Raw genomic sequence first — 19,508 nt, 5'->3', positions numbered from 1 at the left:
ACAAAGCACTACACCGTGGTGATTAAACCTAAAATGACCACCTAATTACGGGTGGCCGCTGCGCCGCAAGGTGGCCGCTGGTGACCGCACCGGTGGCCGCCGAGCGCCGCAGAATGCAGCTTTGGTTGCAATCTTAAATGCTCATGCAGAAAATGAGGGAAAAGCAAAGATTTTTTTGAAAGACACCATATCAAATATTTCTCACCAACTGAAAACGCCCCTTGCAGCTCTAAATATATACAATGGACTTCTGCAAGAAGAAACTGCTAATTTCCCGGCGATTAAGGAATTTACTGATCTTTCTGAACAAGAACTTGACCGAATAGAAACCCTTGTCCAAAATCTTCTCACAATTACGAAGTTGGATGCCGGGACGATTGTTTTGGAAAAGAGCGAACACTACGTTGATGATATGATGGCACAAATCCAAAGGCGATTTGCATTTCAGGCGCAGCAACAGGAAAAGAATTTGAATTTTGCTGGACAAGATACTGTTTTGCTGATTTGTGACGCGCATTGGTTTATGGAGGCGATCGGCAACATCATAAAAAATGCTCTGGATCATACGAAAGCAGGAAGTACCATTCAAGTTTCGTGGCGTGAGTTTACATCAATGGTGCAGATTGTAGTAAAAGATGATGGAAGTGGTATTCACCCGGAAGATCTTCCCCACATCTTTAAGCGGTTTTACCGCAGCCGTTTTTCAAAAGACACACAGGGCGTTGGCTTGGGGCTGCCTCTTGCAAAGGCAATTATTGAGGCCCATAGCGGAACAATAGAGGTAGACAGCGAATTAGGCGTAGGAACGACATTCACAATCAATTTTTTGATTCCTACAAAATTGTAGGGTGAATGTCATCTTGCAGTAGGATTCGTATGGTACTCTTTCTATACCAAAGCAGAAAGAGGTGTTAGAACAATGAACTTATTAGAGGTGCAAAACCTGTCAAAAACCTATGGAAGCGGCGAGGCCACTGTCCATGCCTTGAAAGGTGCGACCTTTTCCGTTCCGAAAGGTGAATTTGTTGCCATAGTTGGTGAATCAGGTTCCGGCAAAAGCACGCTGCTGAACATGATCGGCGCACTGGATACTCCAACTTCCGGCAAGGTGTTTATTGACGGCAAAGATATTTTTTCTATGAAAGACCGGAACTTGACGGTATTTCGCCGTAGAAATATTGGCTTTATTTTTCAGAGTTTCAACCTGATCCCGGAGCTGACGGTAGAACAGAATATCATTTTCCCGGTGTTGCTGGATTACCAAAAGCCAAATAAAAAGTATCTGGAAGAATTGCTGGCGGTACTGAACCTGACCGCACGGAGGAACCATCTTCCCAGTCAACTTTCTGGCGGCCAGCAGCAACGTGTCGCTATTGGACGTGCCTTGATTACACGTCCCTCTCTGATCTTGGCAGACGAGCCGACCGGCAATCTGGATACGCAAAACACAAGCGAAGTCATTGCGCTGCTGAAAGAAGCATCCAGAAAATATGAGCAGACCATTGTTATGATTACGCATAGCAAAAGCATCGCCCAGACCGCTGACCGTATTTTGAGGGTATCCGATGGTGTACTGACGGATTTCGGGAGGTGCCGTGAATGAAAAGTTATCTTAGTCTCATTCCCATCTCCGCTAAAGTCCACCGCCGTCAAAATCGTATGACGCTGCTTTGCATTGTATTTGCTGTGTTTATGGTAACAGCAGTATTCAGTATGGCAGAAATGGGTTTTCGGATGGAACAGGCCCGATTGGTTGGTAAGCATGGAAGTTTCTCTATTGGAGACTTACTCGGCAGTTCCATGGGGCAAACCCTTCTTTCTGTTGCGGTTGTTCTGTTCCTGCTGATTTTGATTGCAGGCGTTTTGATGATTTCCAGTAGCATGAATAGCAGCGTTGCACAGAGAACCCAATTTTTCGGAATGATGCGCTGCATTGGTATGAGTAAGCAGCAGATCATCCGCTTTGTCCGTTTAGAGGCATTGAACTGGTGCAAAACAGCTATCCCTATCGGTCTTGTTTTAGGGGTTGTTACTACATGGGGACTTTGCGCGGTACTGCGTTTTGTAGTCAGAGAAGAATTTTCTGATATTCCCCTCTTTGGCATTAGTATTTTTGGCATTGCTTGCGGTATCTTTGTGGGACTGATTACTGTACTGATTGCCGCAAATGCTCCGGCAAAACATGCTGCGAAGGTGTCTCCCATCACAGCGGTGTCTGGAAATGCAGGCCACGAAAAAACAATGCGTCATTCGCCGTATGTAGGTTTCGGAAAAATTGAATCCCTTCTTGGTGTCAGCCATGCAATCTCCGGGAAGAAAAATTTATTCCTGATGACAGGTTCTTTTGCACTTAGCATCATCCTGTTTTTGAGCTTTTCTGTTATGGTCAATTTTGTGGATTACCTAATTCCTCAGTCGGCTGCCACATCAGATATAGATATTGCAAGTGCTGGCGGTAATACGATTCCTCGGGAACTGCTTACATCCATCTGCGAAATGGATGGAGTGAAGGAAGTTTACGGGCGTCGTAGTGTGTTTGATGTTTCTGCCAAACTAAACGACGACACCAACTTTTCTGGCACAGTCGATTTGATTTCTTATGACGATTTTGATTTACAATGTCTGAAAAAAGACGGTGCTTTGAAAAGGGGGAGTGATTTGTCCAAAGTTTTTGGGGACAGCAATTTTGTTTTTGCAACATCCGATCAGGACAGCACATGGGAAATTGGTGACACTGTTCAGATTGGGGATGAAACCCTTACCATAGCCGGACTGTTAAAAAATGACCCATTTAGTGAGAATGGATTGACAAATGGAAAGCTCACATTGATTACCTCTGGTGAAACATTTGTCCGTTTGACAGGAGAGGAAGGTTATTCTCTTGTGCTGATACAGACAACGGGAGATGTTACGGACGAAAATGTTCAGGCAATCCAGAATTCCGTAGATCAAACATATAGCTTTCGAGATAAACGCGACGAGCGCACTACGGGAACTTATATGGCTTTTGTTTTCTGTGTTTATGCGTTTTTGGCGATTATTGCACTGGTAACGGTAATGAACATCGTCAATAGCATTTCCATGAGTGTGTCTGCCAGAATGAAGCAATATGGAGCTATGCGGGCAGTAGGAATGGATGAACGGCAAATGACGAAAATGATTGCTTGTGAAGCATTCACCTATGCTGTTTTGGGGTGCGTTGTTGGTTGTGCTATTGGCTTGCCGCTTAGCAAATCGCTGTATGATTTCCTTATTGCGGGGCATTTTCCATCTGCTGTGTGGCAGTTCCCAATTACCTCTTTGGGCGTTATTCTTCTGTTTGTCTCGATTGCGGCAATCGCAGCTGTATATACTCCGGCAAAACGAATTCGCAATATGTCGATTACTGCAACCATAAATGAGTTATAGTATCATATTTTGATCTGCCGGGCGACGGCAAAAGAAAAAAGCCGTCGTACAGCAGCCCTTTGACACGCTTGTTTACCCTGCGGCGGCTTTTTAGAGCCGCCGCTTCTTTTTGCAAAATTCAACAACGACTCTATATTTTGTAAACACACACGGCGGCATTAGGAGGATGCCGCCATGCCAGTTTTACTTTTTCATAGTCCTCATAGCCTGCACCAGCTAAAAAAAGCATAGCCCCGCCTCCGGGTTATTCCGGCTATGTATGCGAAATCTGTTGGAACCTTAACTATTATGTCATTTCATGCGCTCGAGTGGCCTTGTGCCGCCCGGGCGCTTTTGCGTTCTTATGGGGCCGCTTCGGGCCATGTTGGCCCGAAGTCATTCCCCGGTGCCGCTCCCCACCGCCTTCGTTTCGGTCACTTGTCAACCATCAACCGAAACGGAGGTCAATATGGCTATTATCAATCTGCGGGATTACTACCCGTTTTATACATCGGATTGCTTCATGGAAGTATCGGACGAAGTTGCTGAAATGTTCAAAGAATTTGACCGCAAGGAGGCAGCCTACCGACTGCGTACATACCGCCATAAAGCCTACTATTCCCTTGATCGGGATGATGGGCTGGAGCATGAGGCTGTCTTTGTCGCACTTTCACCCCATGAGTTGTACGAGAGGAAAGTTACCATGCAGGAGCTTCACGCTGCTATTGCCAGCTTGCCGGACAAACAGGCCAAACGGATTTACGCTCACTTTATTCTTGGCATGACGAAACAGGATATTGCCCGGGCAGAAGGGGTCCATGAGAAAGTAGTCCGTGTGGCAATCGAGCGCGGGCTGCGGCACTTGGAAAAGATTTTGAAAAAAACTCTGTGAGGTGTACCGATTTAGGCCAAAAAATGAAATGGCTTATGAGAGGCAAAACACTTCGGGTCAAGGTGGCCCGAGGTTCGGACAAGCCCTCATGCAAATCGAAAACTGAATAAAAAGGCACCCGGATACGAAGGGAAATGCGCTGTGTGACAGGCCCGCCATGACCTCTGCTTTTGGAGAATACAGTCCCTATAAAACAGAGCGAGCGATCAGGCTCATGTCATAGGTGGAGCAAGGCTGGTTCCACCGGAACAGGCACATAACCCGGATACTTGCGTTTAGTCACAGTCCGAGCGTTGAAGCGGCCTTGCAAGCCGTGATCCGTCGCAGGCAATGAGAACGCCTTGCCATCAGAATGGGGTGAGTTGAAATACTATGGGGCAGAAAGCCTATGCCCGTCCGGTGTGTCTGTAATGTAGTAAAAACCTGTGGGGAGCCCTCTGGCAATGCTGTCTGATGATAAGCCGCTCTATTCTGGACTTTGCAAATATGATGGAGCTGTTTCAAGAGTACGATGTAGAGTTCGTATCATCCACGGAAAAGTTTGATACCTCGACCCCGATGGGACGGGCCATGCTGAATATCTGCATTGTATTCGCCCAGCTTGAACGTGAGACAATCCAGAAGCGCGTCACGGACGCCTATTATTCCCGGTGCCTGAAAGGCTTTCACATGAGCGGTCAGGCTCCATACGGCTATCAGTTGGAACCCACGGTGGTAGAGGGTATCCGTACAAAAAAGATGGTTGCCGACCCCGCAGCCGCCGACCATGTACGGCTGATGTTTGAGATGTACGCCGAACCGGAAACATCTTTCGGAGACATTACCCGCTACTTTGAGGAACAGGGTATCAAGATTTACGAAAAGTCAATGGTTCGGAGTTTTCTTTCCCAGCTTTTACGGAACCCTGTTTACGCACAGGCCGACTTGGAACTGTACGAGTTTTTCAAGAGCCAGGGCGCAGCGATTGTCAATGACGCTTCCGATTTTGCCGGAACAAACGGCTGCTATCTCTATCAGGGGCGGGATGTGAAGGAGGACAAGGACAGGTGCCTAAAAGACCAGATACTTGTTATCGCTCCGCATGAAGCATTGATCCCCTCTGACACATGGCTGAAATGCCGGAAAAAGCTCATGGCAAATACCACCTTCCAGCAGGGGCGGAAACCAAAAAACACTTGGCTGGCCGGAAAAATCAAATGCGGGCATTGTGGGTATGCGCTGAAAGCCACCCATGTACCAAACAGCACAGGCTATTTCCGCTGCACCAAACGGACGGAAAACAAAGGTTGTCCGGGCTGCGGGAAAATCCGCAAAGAAGAATTTGAGCAATTTATTTTCTCGGCCATGCAAGAGAAGTTCAAAGATTTTCAGATACTCCACGGCCAAGAGGAAAAGGTTAATCCGAAGCTGACAGCCTATCAAGTAGAGCTGGCACAGGTGGAGGCAGAAATTGAAAAACTGCTGGACACGCTGACCGGAGCCAATGCGACCTTGCTTGCCTACGCCAACAAGAAAATCGAAGAACTGGACACCCGCCGTCAGACCATTTCAAAAGCCATAGCCGATTTGAGCGTCGAAACCATATCGCCCCAGCAGATAAAGAAACTTTCCTATTATCTCGACAACTGGGAGAGCATAGATTTTGACGACAAAAGAAAAGCCGCCGATGGCTTGATTTCTACAATCAAGGCCACCAGCGACCGTGTTCAGATAGAGTGGAAAATCTGACATTTCCGCTCTATCGCCCCTCATTTCTATTTTATCTCGTTTGTACCCCTTGTACACCGACGCTTAAAATGGGTCAGAAATCAAATTCTTTTTTGGAAACGGAACCAGTCGGAAAACTCATGGGGAAATATGCTATCCCCTGTATTATTTCCTTGCTGGTGGCTGCATTGTATAACATCGTCGATCAGATTTTTATCGCTAACGCTTCCTATCTGGGCTCCTACGGCAATGCAGCCAACACCGTGGTCTTTCCTTTGACTGTGGTAGCACTGGCTGTGGCTGTGCTGATTGGTGACGGCTGCTGTGCCTTTGTAAGTATCTGCCTGGGTGCAAATGAAAAAGAAAACGCTCACCGCAGCATTGGCAATGCCGTTGTTCTCTGCCTGGCGGCCAGCATATTGCTTACCGCTATCTATCTGCTCTTCCAAGAGCCTATCCTGACCATGTTTGGCGGTCGGGTCAATGACGAAACCTTCCGTCATTCCAAAGAATACTTCTTTTATATCACCTTGGGAGTTCCCTTTTACATGTTCGGGCAGGCAATGAACCCTATCATCCGCTCCGATGGCAGTCCTAAATTTGCCATGGCCTCTACCTTGGCCGGTGCTGTGGTCAATATTATTTTGGATCCTGTCTTTATCTTCGGATGCAAATGGGGCATGATGGGGGCCGCGGTAGCCACTGTGCTGGGTCAGATTCTCACCGCAGTTCTCGCTGTCTGGTATCTATGCCACATGCGGGCGGTATCCTTGTCCAAAGACAGTTTCCGCATGCGTCAGGCATTGATTGGAAAATTCATTCCCTTAGGTCTGTGCAGCCTGCTTTCTCAAATCTCTCTGGTGGCCGCTATGGCCGCCATTAACAATATGATTCGGCAATACGGCGCTCTGGACCCCATCTTCGGGCAGCCTGAGTATGCCCAAATTCCCATGGCTGTAGTAGGCATCGTAATGAAGTTTTTCCAGATCGTTATCTCCATCGCCGTAGGAATGGCTGCAGGCTGTATCCCCATCGTTGGCTTTAACATCGGTGCCGGACGAAAGGATCGGGCCAAGAGCTTGTTTACCCACCTTCTGCTCGCAGAGGCGGCAGTGGGTGCGGTAGCACTGGTTATTGTAGAGTGCTTTCCAGTCCAGCTTATTTCCATCTTCGGCGCAGCCAATGAAAGCTCTTACTACACGTCTTTTGCCATCAAGTCCTTCCGCATCTACCTGTGCATGATGGTCCTGGCCTGCATCAACAAGGGCACTTTCATCTACCTTCAGTCTCTGGGAAAGGCACTGGCTTCCACGGTACTGTCCACAGTACGTGAAGTGGTCTTTGGCGTCGGTTTTGCATTACTTCTGCCTGTCTTTTTTGGTTTGGACGGCGTATTGTACTCCATGCCGATCTCCGATCTTCTCACTTTTCTGATTGCCGTGCTGATGATCCGTTTCACTTACAAATCATTAGCGTCGTGATCCCCAGCCCCGTCTGGCCGGCTGCATAGTACGAATCGCAATAAGGTCATAGGTGCGAATAAACGGGCTCAAATCTGCCCCGGAATGCAGATGGTGCAGGAGGATCTCCCCACAGGCCAGACTGTCGCTGCCCGCCCGGTGGTGGTCCAGCTCCAGCCCCAGAAAATCACACAGGGTATTCAGTTTATGGTTGGGCAGCTGAGGCAGTAGACGACGGCTCATCTGGCAGGTACAGGCATAGGACACGCTGGGCCGCCAACGGATCCCATAATCCCGCAGGCATTTCGCCAGCACCGACATATCAAAGGGGGCGTTGTGGGCGATCAGCAGTCCACTGTCAAAAATAGGCTCCAGCTCTTGCCAAAGCTGAGGAAAGGCGGGCTTATCTGCTACCATCTCCGGTGTGATTCCGGTGAGCGCCACATTAAAAGAGGCGAACCGGGTCTCAGGATTGACCAGGTAGTCGTACTGCTCCACCACTGCTCCCCTCTCTACCACGGTAACACCAATGGCACTAATACGGTCATTGGCAGAGTTGGGCGTCTCCACATCAAAGGCAATGTACCGTCCGGTCATGGACATTCCTTCTTTCTCTGCCGCCTCCGGGCGGCTTTTTATATTCCCACCTGATACAGCGGGATCACATTGATCACCGGCTCCTCATAGGGGTGCACAGCCTTCACCGCTCTCAATGTCTCATCCAATTTCTCCCGGCGGCAGGTGACCTCCACCTTCAGCTCCGGCTCTGTGCTCAGCGTCCCCACCTGACCCAGGTAGGGCTCACTCCCGGTCAAGGGCCGCCAGCAGCTGGTAACCGGGCTGTAAGACAGACAGCTGTCGTAGCTGCCGATATGCCCTGCATCTGCCTCTCGCAATGCCTGTTGAAGAACGGGTAAATGGCTCTCTGGAATAAAAATCTCCAATTTGCAGCAGGAAAATTCGGTCATACCCTTGCTCCTTTCCCTCTGACATGATTCATTGGATGTGTCCCCTATTGTATCATACTCCGTAACCCATGAAAAGGCGGTCCAGATGCAGAGAACTTGGTCTCTGTGTCTGGACCGCTTTTTTACAGATATCGCTTGGCAAAGGCGGTCATAGGCCGGTTGGCCTGTTTCGCTACCAGCCCTACGCAGATGGCCGCCGCCACGGTGCCTTCCCGCACTCCTTCCAGCTGTCCCAGGAAGACGAGAGACCGTGTGCTGGCAATAACCACCAGTGTCACATCAAATCCCACTTTGGTGTTGGCAAATTTCAAAGGGAACGCCTTACATAAGGCCAGAACCATTCCTTCGCCCGCCAGTGTCACTACGTTGGCGGTGACCTCAAAACTGACTCCCACACCCACCAGAAGAATGCCGACCACGCAGAGCACCCACTGCATGGGGTAGGATGTGGCGGACACCCCCTGCAGCACCCAGACACTAAAATCGGTCAATACCCCAAAAATCAGGGCTACCGGCAGCTGCATAAGCTGAATAGGGTCATATCGGCGGCGAAGAAGTAAAATCTGCAGGCAAATAAGCACCACATGCATGGCAATGGTGGCGGTTCCCACTGTTAGAGGCGTCAACAGGCTGAGCACATAGGGCAGGCTGGAAATCGGCGAGGTACCCAATCCCGCCTTAATGGAAAAGGCCACACCAAAGGCCATAATGGTCAGCCCCACACACAGGAGCACATACCGCTTGACCTGCCCCAAAACATCTGTTTTCATTCCAATGCTTCCTTCCCTGCGGCTCTGCTTCGGTTTTTCTACCTCTTTCTTGAGCTTTGATAACGAGATTTATTATAGTCCTCCCCATGTTTCTGTCAAGGCGGCAGGGACAGGACGAAGAATATCCCATCGATATCCGGAGACAATAAATAGGAGCGCTTTCCTCACATGGGAAGGAAAGCGCTCCTATTTCACTTGGGAGGTCAACCTATGGGGAACAGCTTTCGCGGCTGGTACTTCAAGTGCCAGTCTCCCACCCAAACCCTGGCCTTGATTCCAGCTATTCATACCTGCCGGGGCCGTCAGACCAGTTCCATCCAGATCGTCACAGAACACGAACACTGGAACATCCCCCTCCCCGGAGAGGGATGCCTTGTCCGTTGGGATCGTCCCCAGGCCAAACTGGGACAAAACTATTTTTCTCCTCAGGGGGTGGAGCTTCATCTTCATTCCCAGCACTGCCATGTGGAGGGGCAGCTCCGCTTCGGGCAGCCTGCCTCGCTTCCCGGCGATATTATGGGCCCCTTCCGCTTTGTTCCCTTTTTGGAGTGTCGGCACCGGGTCTTCAGCATGCGGCATCCGGTCACAGGCCAACTCTGTGTCAACGGAAAGGCTTATCACTTCAATCACGATCTGGGATATATCGAGGGGGACCAAGGCCGCTCTTTTCCTCGCCGCTACCTCTGGACCCAGTGCCTATTTCCGGAAGGTTCCCTGATGCTCTCAGCCGCAGATATCCCTCTGGGCCCGATTGCCTTTCCCGGCGTGATCGCCGCGCTATCTATCTTTGGTAAGGTTATAATCCTTGCCACATATTGCGGCGCTAGGATTTTATCTGTTAAAAGTGGAAAAATTTCTGTAAAGCAAAATGACTTGCTGCTAACCGCGGAACTTCTGTCTGATCAAGGCCGCCCTCTGCACGCTCCCCAAGGAGGTGAAATGTGCAGAACCATCCGGGAAAACGTATCCTGCCGTGCCCGATACCGCCTGTTTCAGGATGAGCAGCTTCTCTGGGCGGGAGAAAGCTGCCAAGCCTCCTTTGAATATGAGTATCCCTGCTGAAGGTTATTCCAAACGGACCGTGTACCCCAGTCCCTTCAGCATCTCCTGATCCCGCTGCACCGTAATGCCTGCGGTGGTCAGCATATCTCCCGAGATAGCCGCATTGGCTCCGGAACGGAAGCAGCGCCCTCCCTTATCCTCCAGCAGGCCTCGGCCTCCCGCCAGACGAATGTTGCCGTCGGGAATGAGGAAACGGAAGATGGCTACCACCCGGCGCAGCTCATCCTCGGTCAGGATCGGATTGTGCTCATAGGGTGTACCGGGAATGGGGTTGAGCAGATTGACTGGCACGGACTTTACTCCCAACTCCCGGGCGGTGAGGACCATGTCGATCCGGTCCTCCATCGTCTCCCCCAGTCCCAGGATGCCGCCGGAACAGACGGACAGTCCCGCCCGCTGAGCAGCTTTCAGCGTCTCGATCTTCTCGTTATAAGTATGGGTGGTACACACCTGGGGGAAGTAACGCCGGGAGGACTCCAAATTACAGTGGACCCGTGAGGCCCCCGCCTCCTTCAGCTTTCGAAAGGCCTCCTCCCCCAGCAGGCCGAAGGAAACACATACTTCAATACCCACCTGCTCCCGGATCGCCCGGATGCTCTCACAGACCTGATCCACCTCCCGGTCGGATAGCTTACGCCCAGAGGTGACAATGGAGTAGCGCAGTACGCCCTGGCGCTTATTTTCCGCGGCCCCCTTCACCAGCTCCTCTGTAGAGAGGAGCGGATAGCTCTCCTCCAGGCTGGTGTGGTAGTGGGCGCTCTGGGCACAGTATTTACAGTCCTCGGAGCATTTGCCGCACTTGCCGTTAACGATGGTACACAGGTCAAAACGGTCACCGCAGAAGTGCTCCCGCAACTCATCGGCCGCTTGGCTTAACTCCTCCAGGGGAACACTGACCAGCTCCAGCGCCTCTTCCCGGGTCACCTTACCTCCGGCCAGCACTTTATCTTTCAGTTCCTCCACAAAATTCATGGCTCTGCCCCTCCTGTTTGTAAACATTTTATTTTCTTGGTTTACATTTAAGTTTAATTCTTCGGCAGCAGATTGTCAACCTCTATTCTTTTTTGGTTTTCATTTGTACTCTGCCGCAGCATTTCTCCTGGTACGGCCATGTCTGTTTTTATACAATTTTTAAGAAAAGAATGGACTATTTGCCCTTGTTTCTTTCCTTTCTCCGTGTTATACTTTCCACTCGGTTAATGTGTTTGTAACAGGCACAGCGAAAACGACATACGTTGGAAAGGAATTTTGCCATGTTGATTGTTGAGCTGCTGAAGTCCTTCTTCCTGGGTGTGGTGGAGGGCATCACCGAGTGGCTGCCCATCAGTTCCACCGGCCACCTTATTCTGGTAGATGAATTCATCAAGCTGAATGTCACCACCGAGTTTATGGATATGTACCGCTACGTGATCCAGCTGGGCGCGATTTTAGCCGTACTCGTGCTGTTTTTCCATAAGCTCAACCCCTTCTCTCCCCGGAAATCTTCCCATCAGAAGCGGCAGACCTGGACCCTGTGGGGCCTGGTGGTTCTGGCCTGCATCCCCTCTGCTGCCATCGGTCTCCCCCTCAATGACTGGATGGATGAGCATCTGATGACCCCCTGGGTGGTAGCCGCTGCCCTGATCGTCTACGGCGTGGGCTTCCTCATGATCGAGGATCGCCGCCGCACCCCTGCTATCCGCCGCACCAGCGACCTCACGTGGCAGATTGCCCTGTGCATCGGCCTGTTCCAGGCCCTGTCCATCATTCCCGGCACTTCCCGCTCCGGCGCTACCATCTTGGGCGCTATCATTTTGGGCTGTGCCCGGCCTGTGGCTGCGGAGTTCTCCTTCTTCCTGGCCATCCCCACCATGGTGGGTGTGAGCGTTCTGAAGCTGGGCAAGTTCTTCGCCGAGAAGATCGCTGCCGGCGAGGCTCTCTTTACCGGTCCGGAGGCCGCTATCCTGGCGGTAGGCTTTATCGTCTCTTTTGTAGTCTCCCTGTTGTGCATCCGTTTCCTGATGGACTTTGTGAAAAAGCACGACTTCAAGCCCTTTGGCTGGTACCGCATCGTCCTGGGTATCCTGGTCCTGCTGTTTTTCGGTATTCGTGCGCTGGTGGCATAACACTGGTTTGGATAAAAAATGTCCGCTCCAAGTTGGAGCGGACATTTTTTATTTTGCTTGTTCTTTCCGGCTGCCGGCTGCCGCCACAAACCCACGAAACAGGGGGTGAGGACGGTTGGGACGGCTCTTGAATTCCGGGTGGAACTGAACTCCCACAAAGAAGGGGTGTCCGGTGATCTCCACCGCTTCTACCAACCGACCGTCGGGAGACTGGCCACTGAGCCTCAGCCCGGCCATCTCCAGTTGGGCACGGTACTGATTATTGAACTCGTAGCGGTGACGGTGACGCTCGTAAATCAACGGTTCACCATAGCACTGGTAAAGACGGCTGTCCGACTGCACCCGGCAGGGATAGCTGCCCAGACGCAGCGTACCGCCCTTATCGATCTCATCATTTTGCCCGGGCATAAAGTCGATGACCTTTTGCGGACAGGCCGGGTCAAACTCTCCGGAGTTGGCCTGGGAGAGCCCAGCCGCATGGCGGGCAAACTCCATCACGGCAATCTGCATACCCAGACAGATCCCCAGGTAGGGAATCTGCTTCTCCCGGGCGTATTGGGCAGCCAGAACCATCCCCTCGATTCCCCGACTTCCAAACCCGCCGGGGACCAGGATCCCATCCAGCCCGTCTAGCTGAGAGGAAACCGTTCCTCCGGTCAGCCCCTCCGAGTCGATCCACCGGATATTTACCCGGGTATCCAGGGCATACCCCGCGTGGCGCAGGGCCTCGGCCACCGAGAGGTAGGCATCGTGGAGCTGAACATATTTGCCCACCAAACCGATGGTGACGCTGCGGCTTTGCCGGCGGATACGCTCCACCATCTCCCGCCACTCCCGCAGATCAGGCGGCGGAGTCCGCAGTCCAAGCTCCCGGCACACGACCCCTGAGAAATTGGCTGCCTCCAGCATAAGAGGGGCCTCGTACAGGCTGGGCAGGGTCACATTTTCAATCACGCAGTCGGGCCGTACCCCGCAAAAGCCTGCAATCTTCTCAAACACGCTCCGGTCGGTAATGGGCTCATCACAGCGCAGGACGATAATATCCGGTGAAATACCAAAGCCCTGCAGTTCCTTTACCGAGTGCTGGGTGGGTTTGGACTTGTGCTCCCCGGAGGCACGCAGGTAGGGCACCAGGGTGACATGGATATACAGCGCGTTGCCCTGGCCTGCTTCCCGTCCTACCTGACGGATAGCCTCCAGGAAGGGCTGGCTCTCCATGTCGCCGGTGGTACCGCCAATCTCCGTGATGACCACGTCGGCCCCGGTTTTTTCTCCTACGGAGTAAATAAACCGCTTGATCTCGTCGGTGATGTGAGGGATGGTCTGCACGGTCTTGCCCAGATATTCCCCCCGGCGTTCCTTGGCAATCACGTTGGAATAGACCCGCCCGGTGGTCAGGTTGGAAAACTGGTTCAGATCCTCGTCAATGAAACGCTCATAATGTCCCAGGTCCAGGTCGGTCTCCGCCCCATCCTCGGTGACAAACACCTCTCCATGCTGGTAGGGACTCATAGTCCCCGGGTCCACATTGATATAGGGGTCCAGCTTCTGGGCGGCCACTTTCAGCCCCCGAGCCTTCAGCAGTCGGCCCAGGGATGCGGCGGTAATACCCTTACCCAGTCCGGACACGACACCGCCGGTCACAAATATATACTTCATATCATAGCCTCCCGTGCTTTTATTGTGGCTTGCGGGGAATTTTATATTCAAAACGGTCCTTCTCTCCGCTCTGGGGAACCGATGTGGGATATCCTCCGCCAAAACAGGCTGTACAGAAGCCCATCTCCCGGCCTGCCAACGCCCTGGTATGTTCCAAACTGAGGTAGCCCAGAGAATCCACCCCAATGATATCTGCAATCTCCTCCACACTATGGTGGTTGGCAATCAAGTTTTCACCGCTGTCGATGTCGGTACCGTAGTAGCAAGGGGCCACAAAGGGCGGCGCGCTGACCCGCATGTGGATCTCTTTCGCCCCCGCCCGGCGGAGCATGGCAATGGTACGCCGGCAGGTCGTGCCCCGAACAATGGAGTCGTCAATGAGGACCACTCGTTTGCCCTCCACCGCCTCCCGCACCGGGTTGAGCTTCAGGTCCACGCCCTCCTCCCGCATAGCCTGGGTGGGCGCGATAAAGGTGCGGCCCACATACCGATTTTTCGTAAAGCCGATGGCGTAGGGGATGCCGGAGGCCTTGGCGTAACCCAGCGCGGCATCCAGGCCGGAGTCGGGCACACCGATTACCACATCCGCCTCCACCGGGTGCTCCTGGGCCAGAAAAGCCCCCGCCCGCTCCCGGGCACGGCTCACACTACAGCCCTGGATCACCGAGTCTGGGCGTGCAAAGTAAATAAGCTCAAACACGCAAAGGTGGGGCGCGGTCCGTCCACAGTGACTTGTGTCGGTCCGCACCCCTTGGGCGTCGGCCACCACGATCTCCCCCGGTAGCAGATCTCGCACCAGCTTGGCCCCCACCGCGTCCAGAGCACAGGACTCGGAGGCAAACACGATGCTCCCGTCGTCCCGCTTTCCCAAGCAAAGCGGCCGGAACCCCATAGGGTCCCGGGCCGCAATGAGCTTGGCGGGGGAGGAAATGACCAGGGAGTATGCCCCTTCCAGCCGATCCATGGCGGCAGAAACTGCCGCCTCGATGGAGGGCTGGCGCAGCCGCTCCTGGACGATCAGATAGGCAATCACTTCCGAGTCTGTGGTAGTGTGGAAGATGGAGCCCTGCTCCTCCAACTTATGGCGCAGAGGCACAGAGTTGGTGAGGTTGCCGTTGTGGGCCAGAGCCATACGCCCTTTGAAGTGGTTGATGACGATGGGCTGTACGTTGCGCTTATGGTCAGAGCCGGTGGTGGCATAGCGCACATGGCCCACGGCGATATTTCCTTGGCCCAGCGCTTCCAGCCGCTGGGGAGGAAATACCTCACTGACCAGTCCCACATCGCAGCAGGTGGAGAACACCCCCCGGTCGTTGACCACGATGCCGGCGCTCTCCTGTCCCCGGTGCTGCAGAGCAAACAGGCCGTAATAAGTCAGGCTGGCCACATCCTGCTCCTTTGGGCTGCACACCCCAAATACACCGCACTCCTCGTGCAGGTGCCGCTCCTCTCCCCACATTCTCTGTTCCTCCTTCATGCTGTATCTTTTCTTACAGTCCGCTGGCACCGTAGTTGGACAGCACACGGGCCGAGGGGTCATCCACATCGCAACCCTCCCAACTGCGGTTGGGCATCCAGAAGCCGGCTACCATCTCCGCCTGGCCGGGATAATACTTTTCAAACAGTTCCCGGTATAGCAAAGACTCCTTGGTGAAGGGCTGCGCGTATGTATATGCCTTGCACTTCTCTGCAAACTCCTTCTGGGTGTAGCAGCTCTCCGCATAGTCCTTCAGATCGTTGACCAGGGAGTGGCCCACCGCATCAGAGAAGGCCGCCTTCTCCCGGTAGAGAATGTTAGTGGGCAGGTAGTCGCCCTCAAAGGCCCGGCGCAGCAGGTATTTGCCCTTGCCGTAGTGATTGCGCTTTTTCTCGGGGTCGATGGCCATGACATAGCGGACAAAGTCCAGGTCACCGAAGGGCACCCGGGCCTCCAGAGAGTTGACCGAGATGCACCGGTCGGCCCGCAACACATCGTACATGTGCAGCTCCCGGATGCGTTTCTCCGCCTCATGCTGGAACTCCTGGGCGGAAGGGGCAAAGTCGGTATACTTATAACCGAACAGCTCGTCGGAGATCTCTCCGGTGAGCAGCACCCGGATATCGGTCTGCTCGTGGATGGCCTTACACACCAGGTACATACCGATGCTGGCCCGGATGGTAGTGATGTCGTAGGTGCCCAGCAGGGCGACTACCGGCTCCAGGGCCTCAATCACATCGTCCCGGCTGATGATGACCTCGGTGTGGTCGCTGCCGATGTATTCGGCCACCTCCCGGGCATACTTCAGGTCGATGGCGTCGGTATCCATACCGATGGCAAAGGTACGAATGGGCTTGGAACTTTTCTTGGCCGCGATGGCACACACCAGGGAAGAATCCAGGCCGCCGCTGAGGAGGAAACCCACCTTGGCATCGGCAATGAGCCGCTTCTCTACACCGGCGATGAGCTTCTCCCGAATGTTCTGGCAGATAGTATCCAGATCGTCGTACACCGGCCGCTCCACCCGGGTCATATCGGCATAGCGCACGAAGACGCCGTCCTTATAGTAGTGTCCCGGAGGGAAGGGGGCAATCTTATCCACCAGGCCCACCAGGTTCTTGGGCTCACTGGCAAAGACCATGACGCCCTTCTCATCCCGGCCGTAATACAAAGGCCGGATGCCGATGGGGTCCCGGGCGGCCACATAGCTGCCGCTCACCGCGTCAAAGAGGATACAGGCAAACTCTGCGTCCAGCATGCGGAACATATCGGTTCCATATTCCCGATACAAAGGCAGCAGCACCTCGCAGTCCGAGTCGCTGACAAAGGTGTACTTGCCCTCCAGCTTCTTGCGCAGAGCATCAAAGCCGTAGATCTCGCCGTTGCAGACTACAAAGCTTCCCTCCAGCTCAAAGGGCTGCATCCCTTCCGGCCGGGGATCCATGATGGCCAGACGGTGAAAGCCCAGCAAGCCCATCCCGGTATCTACGATCCGGGTGTCATCCGGTCCACGGGAGAGAGTACGGTCAAATCCTTGTCGGAAGGTCTCGTAATCCATACCCTCCCCGCAATATCCCATAATGGAACACATAATTTTTCCTCCTTATATTCAGCGCACGCCGAACAGCAGTTCCCCATAACTGGGGAAGGGCCAATACTTCTTCGCTGTCATGGTCTCGGCCTCATCCACCTCTGCCCGCAGGCTGCCCATCTTAGGCAGGATCTCGTCCCGCACATAGTCGGCCTGGACCATCACGTCACTCTCATCTCCCAAGTGCACCATAGCCAGTTCCAGCTCGTCGGTGCGCTGAGCAATCTGATCGGTAAGCTGAGACAGCTTGCTCACCAGCCCAGCTTCATAGCTGCAGCTCAGCTGAGCCACTGCCGCCCGCTTGGCCGCAACTCCGGCGGCTACCGAGGCAGTGTACTCCTCCACCGCAGGGAGGATCTCCTTCCGGGCCATGTCGATCATGGTCAGGGCCTCGATGCTCACCGTCTTCGTGTAGTTTTCCAGCATGATCTCGCAGCGGGAACGGAGCTCCGCCATGGAGAATACCTTATGTCCGGTGAGCAGGTCCGCGTTTTTCTCACTGAGCAGGCAGGGCACACAGTCAGGCGTGGTGCGCAGGTTCAGCAGTCCCCGCTCCTGGGTAGCCTCTTTGATCCAGGCATCGTCATAACCGTTGCCGTTGAAAATGATGCGCTTATGCTTGGCCACAGTCTCCCGGATAAGGTCGTGGAGGACCTGGTTCTTGTCTTCTCCCGCTCCCTCCAGACGATCGGCGTACTCCTTGAGGGACTCGGCCACCGCGGTGTTGAGCATGATGTTGGCACAGGCGATGGAGTTGGAGGAACCCAGCATCCGGAACTCAAACTTGTTGCCGGTGAAGGCGAAGGGAGAGGTACGGTTGCGGTCGGTGGTATCCCGGGCAAACCGGGGCAGGGTGTGGACTCCCAGCTTCATCTGGGTGGGCTCCACTCCGGCGTAAGGCGCATCTTTTTCGATGGCCTCCAGGATGCCGGTAAGCTCATCTCCCAGGAAGACGGACACCACGGCGGGCGGAGCCTCGTTGGCACCCAGCCGGTGGTCGTTGCCCGCGGTGGCTACCGACATACGCAGCAAGTCCTGGTAGTCATCCACCGCCTGGAGCACCGCGCACAGGAACACCAGGAACTGGGCGTTTTCATGGGGAGTATCCCCGGGAGAGAGGAGGTTTACTCCCTCATCCGTGGAAATGGACCAGTTGTTGTGCTTGCCGCTGCCGTTTACCCCGGCAAAGGGCTTTTCATGGAGCAGACACACCAGACCGTGGCGGGCGGCCACCTTCTGCATGATCTCCATGGTGAGCTGGTTGTGGTCGGTGGCGATGTTTGTGGTGGTGTAGATAGGAGCCAGCTCGTGCTGGGCGGGAGCCACCTCGTTGTGTTCGGTCTTGGCCAGGATACCAAGCTTCCACAGCTCCTCATCCAGTTCTTTCATGTAAGCAGCCACCCGAGGCTTGATGGAACCAAAGTAGTGGTCGTCCAGTTCCTGTCCCTTGGGCGGACGTGCACCGAACAGAGTGCGGCCGGTGTAGATAAGGTCGGGGCGACGGTCATAGAGGGCCTTGTCCACCAAAAAGTATTCCTGTTCCGGTCCCACACAGGTGCGCACATACTTGACGGTATCATTTCCCATCAGCCGCAGCACCCGCAGTGCCTGCTTGTTGAGCGCCTGCATGGAACGAAGCAGCGGGGTCTTCTTGTCCAGCGCCTCGCCTCCGTAGGAGCAGAAGGCGGTGGGGATACACAGGTATCGTCTTTAATAAACGCGTAGGACGTGGGGTCCCAGGCGGTGTAGCCTCTGGCCTCAAAGGTAGCCCGCAGGCCGCCGGAGGGGAAGGAGGAGGCATCCGGCTCACCCTTGATGAGCTCCTTGCCGGAGAACTCCATAATGACCCGCCCGTCGGGCGCCGGGCTGATGAAGCTGTCATGCTTCTCCGCCGTGATCCCGGTCATGGGCTGGAACCAATGAGTAAAATGGGTAGCTCCCTGTTCCACGGCCCAGTCCTTCATAGCCTGGGCCACCGCATTGGCCACGGACAGATTGAGCTTGGCCCCCTCATCCATGGTCTTGCGCAGCGATTCATACACCGGCTGGGACAGTCTGGCCTTCATCACGCGGTCGTCAAAGGCTTTGCATCCAAAATACTCCGGTACGGTCATCATGTGACTCACCTCTTTCAAAAATTCAAAAAAAGGCGACGGCGCCCTGGAATTTCACTTCCAAGACGCCGTCGTCTTTTCATGGGCATACTATACCCTTCCCCCCTCCGGATTGTCAAGGGCGGAATCACAAAAATTTCCTGCCTTTGAAGCCGTGTGTTTTTCCAAAAGAGCAAATTGACAATTTCCGCCGAATGTAGGCCTTGTTTGAAAAATAAAAGTTGCACAATAGGACGCAATATGTAAAACTAAGGGCATGAAACGCTATGAGTTAACAAAAGAACAATGGGACCGGATCAAACCGATGCTGCCACCA

At 53.6% G+C, this 19,508-nt stretch carries 13 protein-coding genes and 3 pseudogenes; 8 read left to right on the top strand and 8 right to left on the bottom strand.

Going from position 1 to position 19,508, the window contains the following annotated elements; all coding sequences use genetic code 11:
* Positions 1-118: 118 nt before the first annotated feature.
* The 6 genes and pseudogenes from ACEVJL_RS16270 to ACEVJL_RS16245 all read left to right on the top strand — a co-directional run.
* Positions 119-847 (top strand): annotated as a pseudogene (locus tag ACEVJL_RS16270) (sensor histidine kinase); the annotation flags it as partial.
* Positions 848-919: 72 nt separating this feature from the next.
* Positions 920-1,603, top strand: a complete 684-nt coding sequence (locus tag ACEVJL_RS16265; RefSeq protein WP_087249734.1) for an ABC transporter ATP-binding protein — start codon at positions 920-922, stop codon at positions 1,601-1,603.
* The gene (locus tag ACEVJL_RS16260; RefSeq protein ID WP_374738430.1) at positions 1,600-3,408 is read left to right on the top strand and encodes an ABC transporter permease; all 1,809 of its coding nucleotides are present in this window, start codon (positions 1,600-1,602) and stop codon (positions 3,406-3,408) included. The genes ACEVJL_RS16265 and ACEVJL_RS16260 overlap by 4 nt, the downstream gene beginning before the upstream one ends.
* A gap of 448 nt (positions 3,409-3,856) precedes the next feature.
* Positions 3,857-4,279, top strand: a complete 423-nt coding sequence (locus ACEVJL_RS16255; protein ID WP_374738429.1) for an RNA polymerase sigma factor — start codon at positions 3,857-3,859, stop codon at positions 4,277-4,279.
* A gap of 456 nt (positions 4,280-4,735) precedes the next feature.
* A pseudogene (locus ACEVJL_RS16250) lies at positions 4,736-6,007 on the top strand (recombinase family protein); the annotation flags it as partial.
* A 68-nt stretch (positions 6,008-6,075) separates the two neighbouring features.
* Positions 6,076-7,467, top strand: coding sequence for an MATE family efflux transporter (locus ACEVJL_RS16245; protein ID WP_374738428.1), 1,392 nt, complete (start codon positions 6,076-6,078; stop codon positions 7,465-7,467).
* On the opposite strand, the gene ACEVJL_RS16240 is transcribed toward ACEVJL_RS16245, so the two are convergent.
* The 3 genes from ACEVJL_RS16240 to ACEVJL_RS16230 all read right to left on the bottom strand — a co-directional run bounded on the left by ACEVJL_RS16240 (position 7,456) and on the right by ACEVJL_RS16230 (position 9,184).
* Positions 7,456-8,043, bottom strand: coding sequence for a 3'-5' exonuclease (locus ACEVJL_RS16240; RefSeq protein ID WP_374738427.1), 588 nt, complete (start codon positions 8,041-8,043; stop codon positions 7,456-7,458). The genes ACEVJL_RS16245 and ACEVJL_RS16240 overlap by 12 nt on opposite strands.
* Positions 8,044-8,081: 38 nt before the next feature.
* Positions 8,082-8,414 (bottom strand): YqfO family protein, encoded by a 333-nt coding sequence (locus ACEVJL_RS16235; RefSeq protein WP_374738426.1) that lies wholly within the window; start codon positions 8,412-8,414, stop codon positions 8,082-8,084.
* 122 nt (positions 8,415-8,536) lie between these two features.
* Positions 8,537-9,184 carry a YczE/YyaS/YitT family protein gene (locus ACEVJL_RS16230; RefSeq protein ID WP_374738425.1) on the bottom strand — a complete coding sequence of 216 codons (648 nt, stop codon included), beginning with the start codon at positions 9,182-9,184 and terminating at the stop codon, positions 8,537-8,539.
* 210 nt (positions 9,185-9,394) lie between these two features.
* Here ACEVJL_RS16230 and ACEVJL_RS16225 point away from each other — a divergent pair, with 210 nt between their 5' ends.
* Positions 9,395-10,246 carry a tocopherol cyclase family protein gene (locus tag ACEVJL_RS16225; RefSeq protein WP_374738424.1) on the top strand — a complete coding sequence of 284 codons (852 nt, stop codon included), beginning with the start codon at positions 9,395-9,397 and terminating at the stop codon, positions 10,244-10,246.
* A 3-nt stretch (positions 10,247-10,249) separates the two neighbouring features.
* Here ACEVJL_RS16225 and bioB read toward each other — a convergent pair whose 3' ends face one another.
* Positions 10,250-11,218, bottom strand: a complete 969-nt coding sequence (gene bioB, locus ACEVJL_RS16220) for a biotin synthase BioB (protein WP_374738423.1) — start codon at positions 11,216-11,218, stop codon at positions 10,250-10,252.
* 281 nt (positions 11,219-11,499) lie between these two features.
* Here bioB and ACEVJL_RS16215 point away from each other — a divergent pair, with 281 nt between their 5' ends.
* A complete protein-coding gene (locus tag ACEVJL_RS16215) occupies positions 11,500-12,351 on the top strand; it encodes an undecaprenyl-diphosphate phosphatase (protein ID WP_374738422.1) in 852 nt (283 codons plus the stop codon).
* A 48-nt stretch (positions 12,352-12,399) separates the two neighbouring features.
* On the opposite strand, the gene pyrG is transcribed toward ACEVJL_RS16215, so the two are convergent.
* The 4 genes and pseudogenes from pyrG to ACEVJL_RS16195 all read right to left on the bottom strand — a co-directional run bounded on the left by pyrG (position 12,400) and on the right by ACEVJL_RS16195 (position 19,195).
* The gene (gene pyrG, locus ACEVJL_RS16210; RefSeq protein ID WP_008980331.1) at positions 12,400-14,010 is read right to left on the bottom strand and encodes a CTP synthase; all 1,611 of its coding nucleotides are present in this window, start codon (positions 14,008-14,010) and stop codon (positions 12,400-12,402) included.
* A 19-nt stretch (positions 14,011-14,029) separates the two neighbouring features.
* On the bottom strand, positions 14,030-15,469 hold the full coding sequence (purF, locus tag ACEVJL_RS16205; protein WP_243142139.1) for an amidophosphoribosyltransferase: 1,440 nt from the start codon (positions 15,467-15,469) through the stop codon (positions 14,030-14,032).
* A 31-nt stretch (positions 15,470-15,500) separates the two neighbouring features.
* Positions 15,501-17,078: an asparagine synthase B gene (gene asnB / locus ACEVJL_RS16200; RefSeq protein ID WP_374738421.1), complete on the bottom strand. Its 1,578-nt coding sequence runs from the start codon at positions 17,076-17,078 to the stop codon at positions 15,501-15,503.
* Positions 17,079-17,096: 18 nt separating this feature from the next.
* A pseudogene (locus ACEVJL_RS16195) lies at positions 17,097-19,195 on the bottom strand (glutamine synthetase III family protein).
* Positions 19,196-19,508 lie beyond the last annotated feature (313 nt).

It is taken from the genome of Flintibacter porci (assembly GCF_041925195.1).
Classification (GTDB): Bacteria; Bacillota; Clostridia; order Oscillospirales; family Oscillospiraceae; genus Lawsonibacter; species Lawsonibacter porci.
The sequence above is the reverse complement of the archived record's forward strand: the minus strand, read 5'-3'. Positions and strand labels throughout refer to the sequence as shown.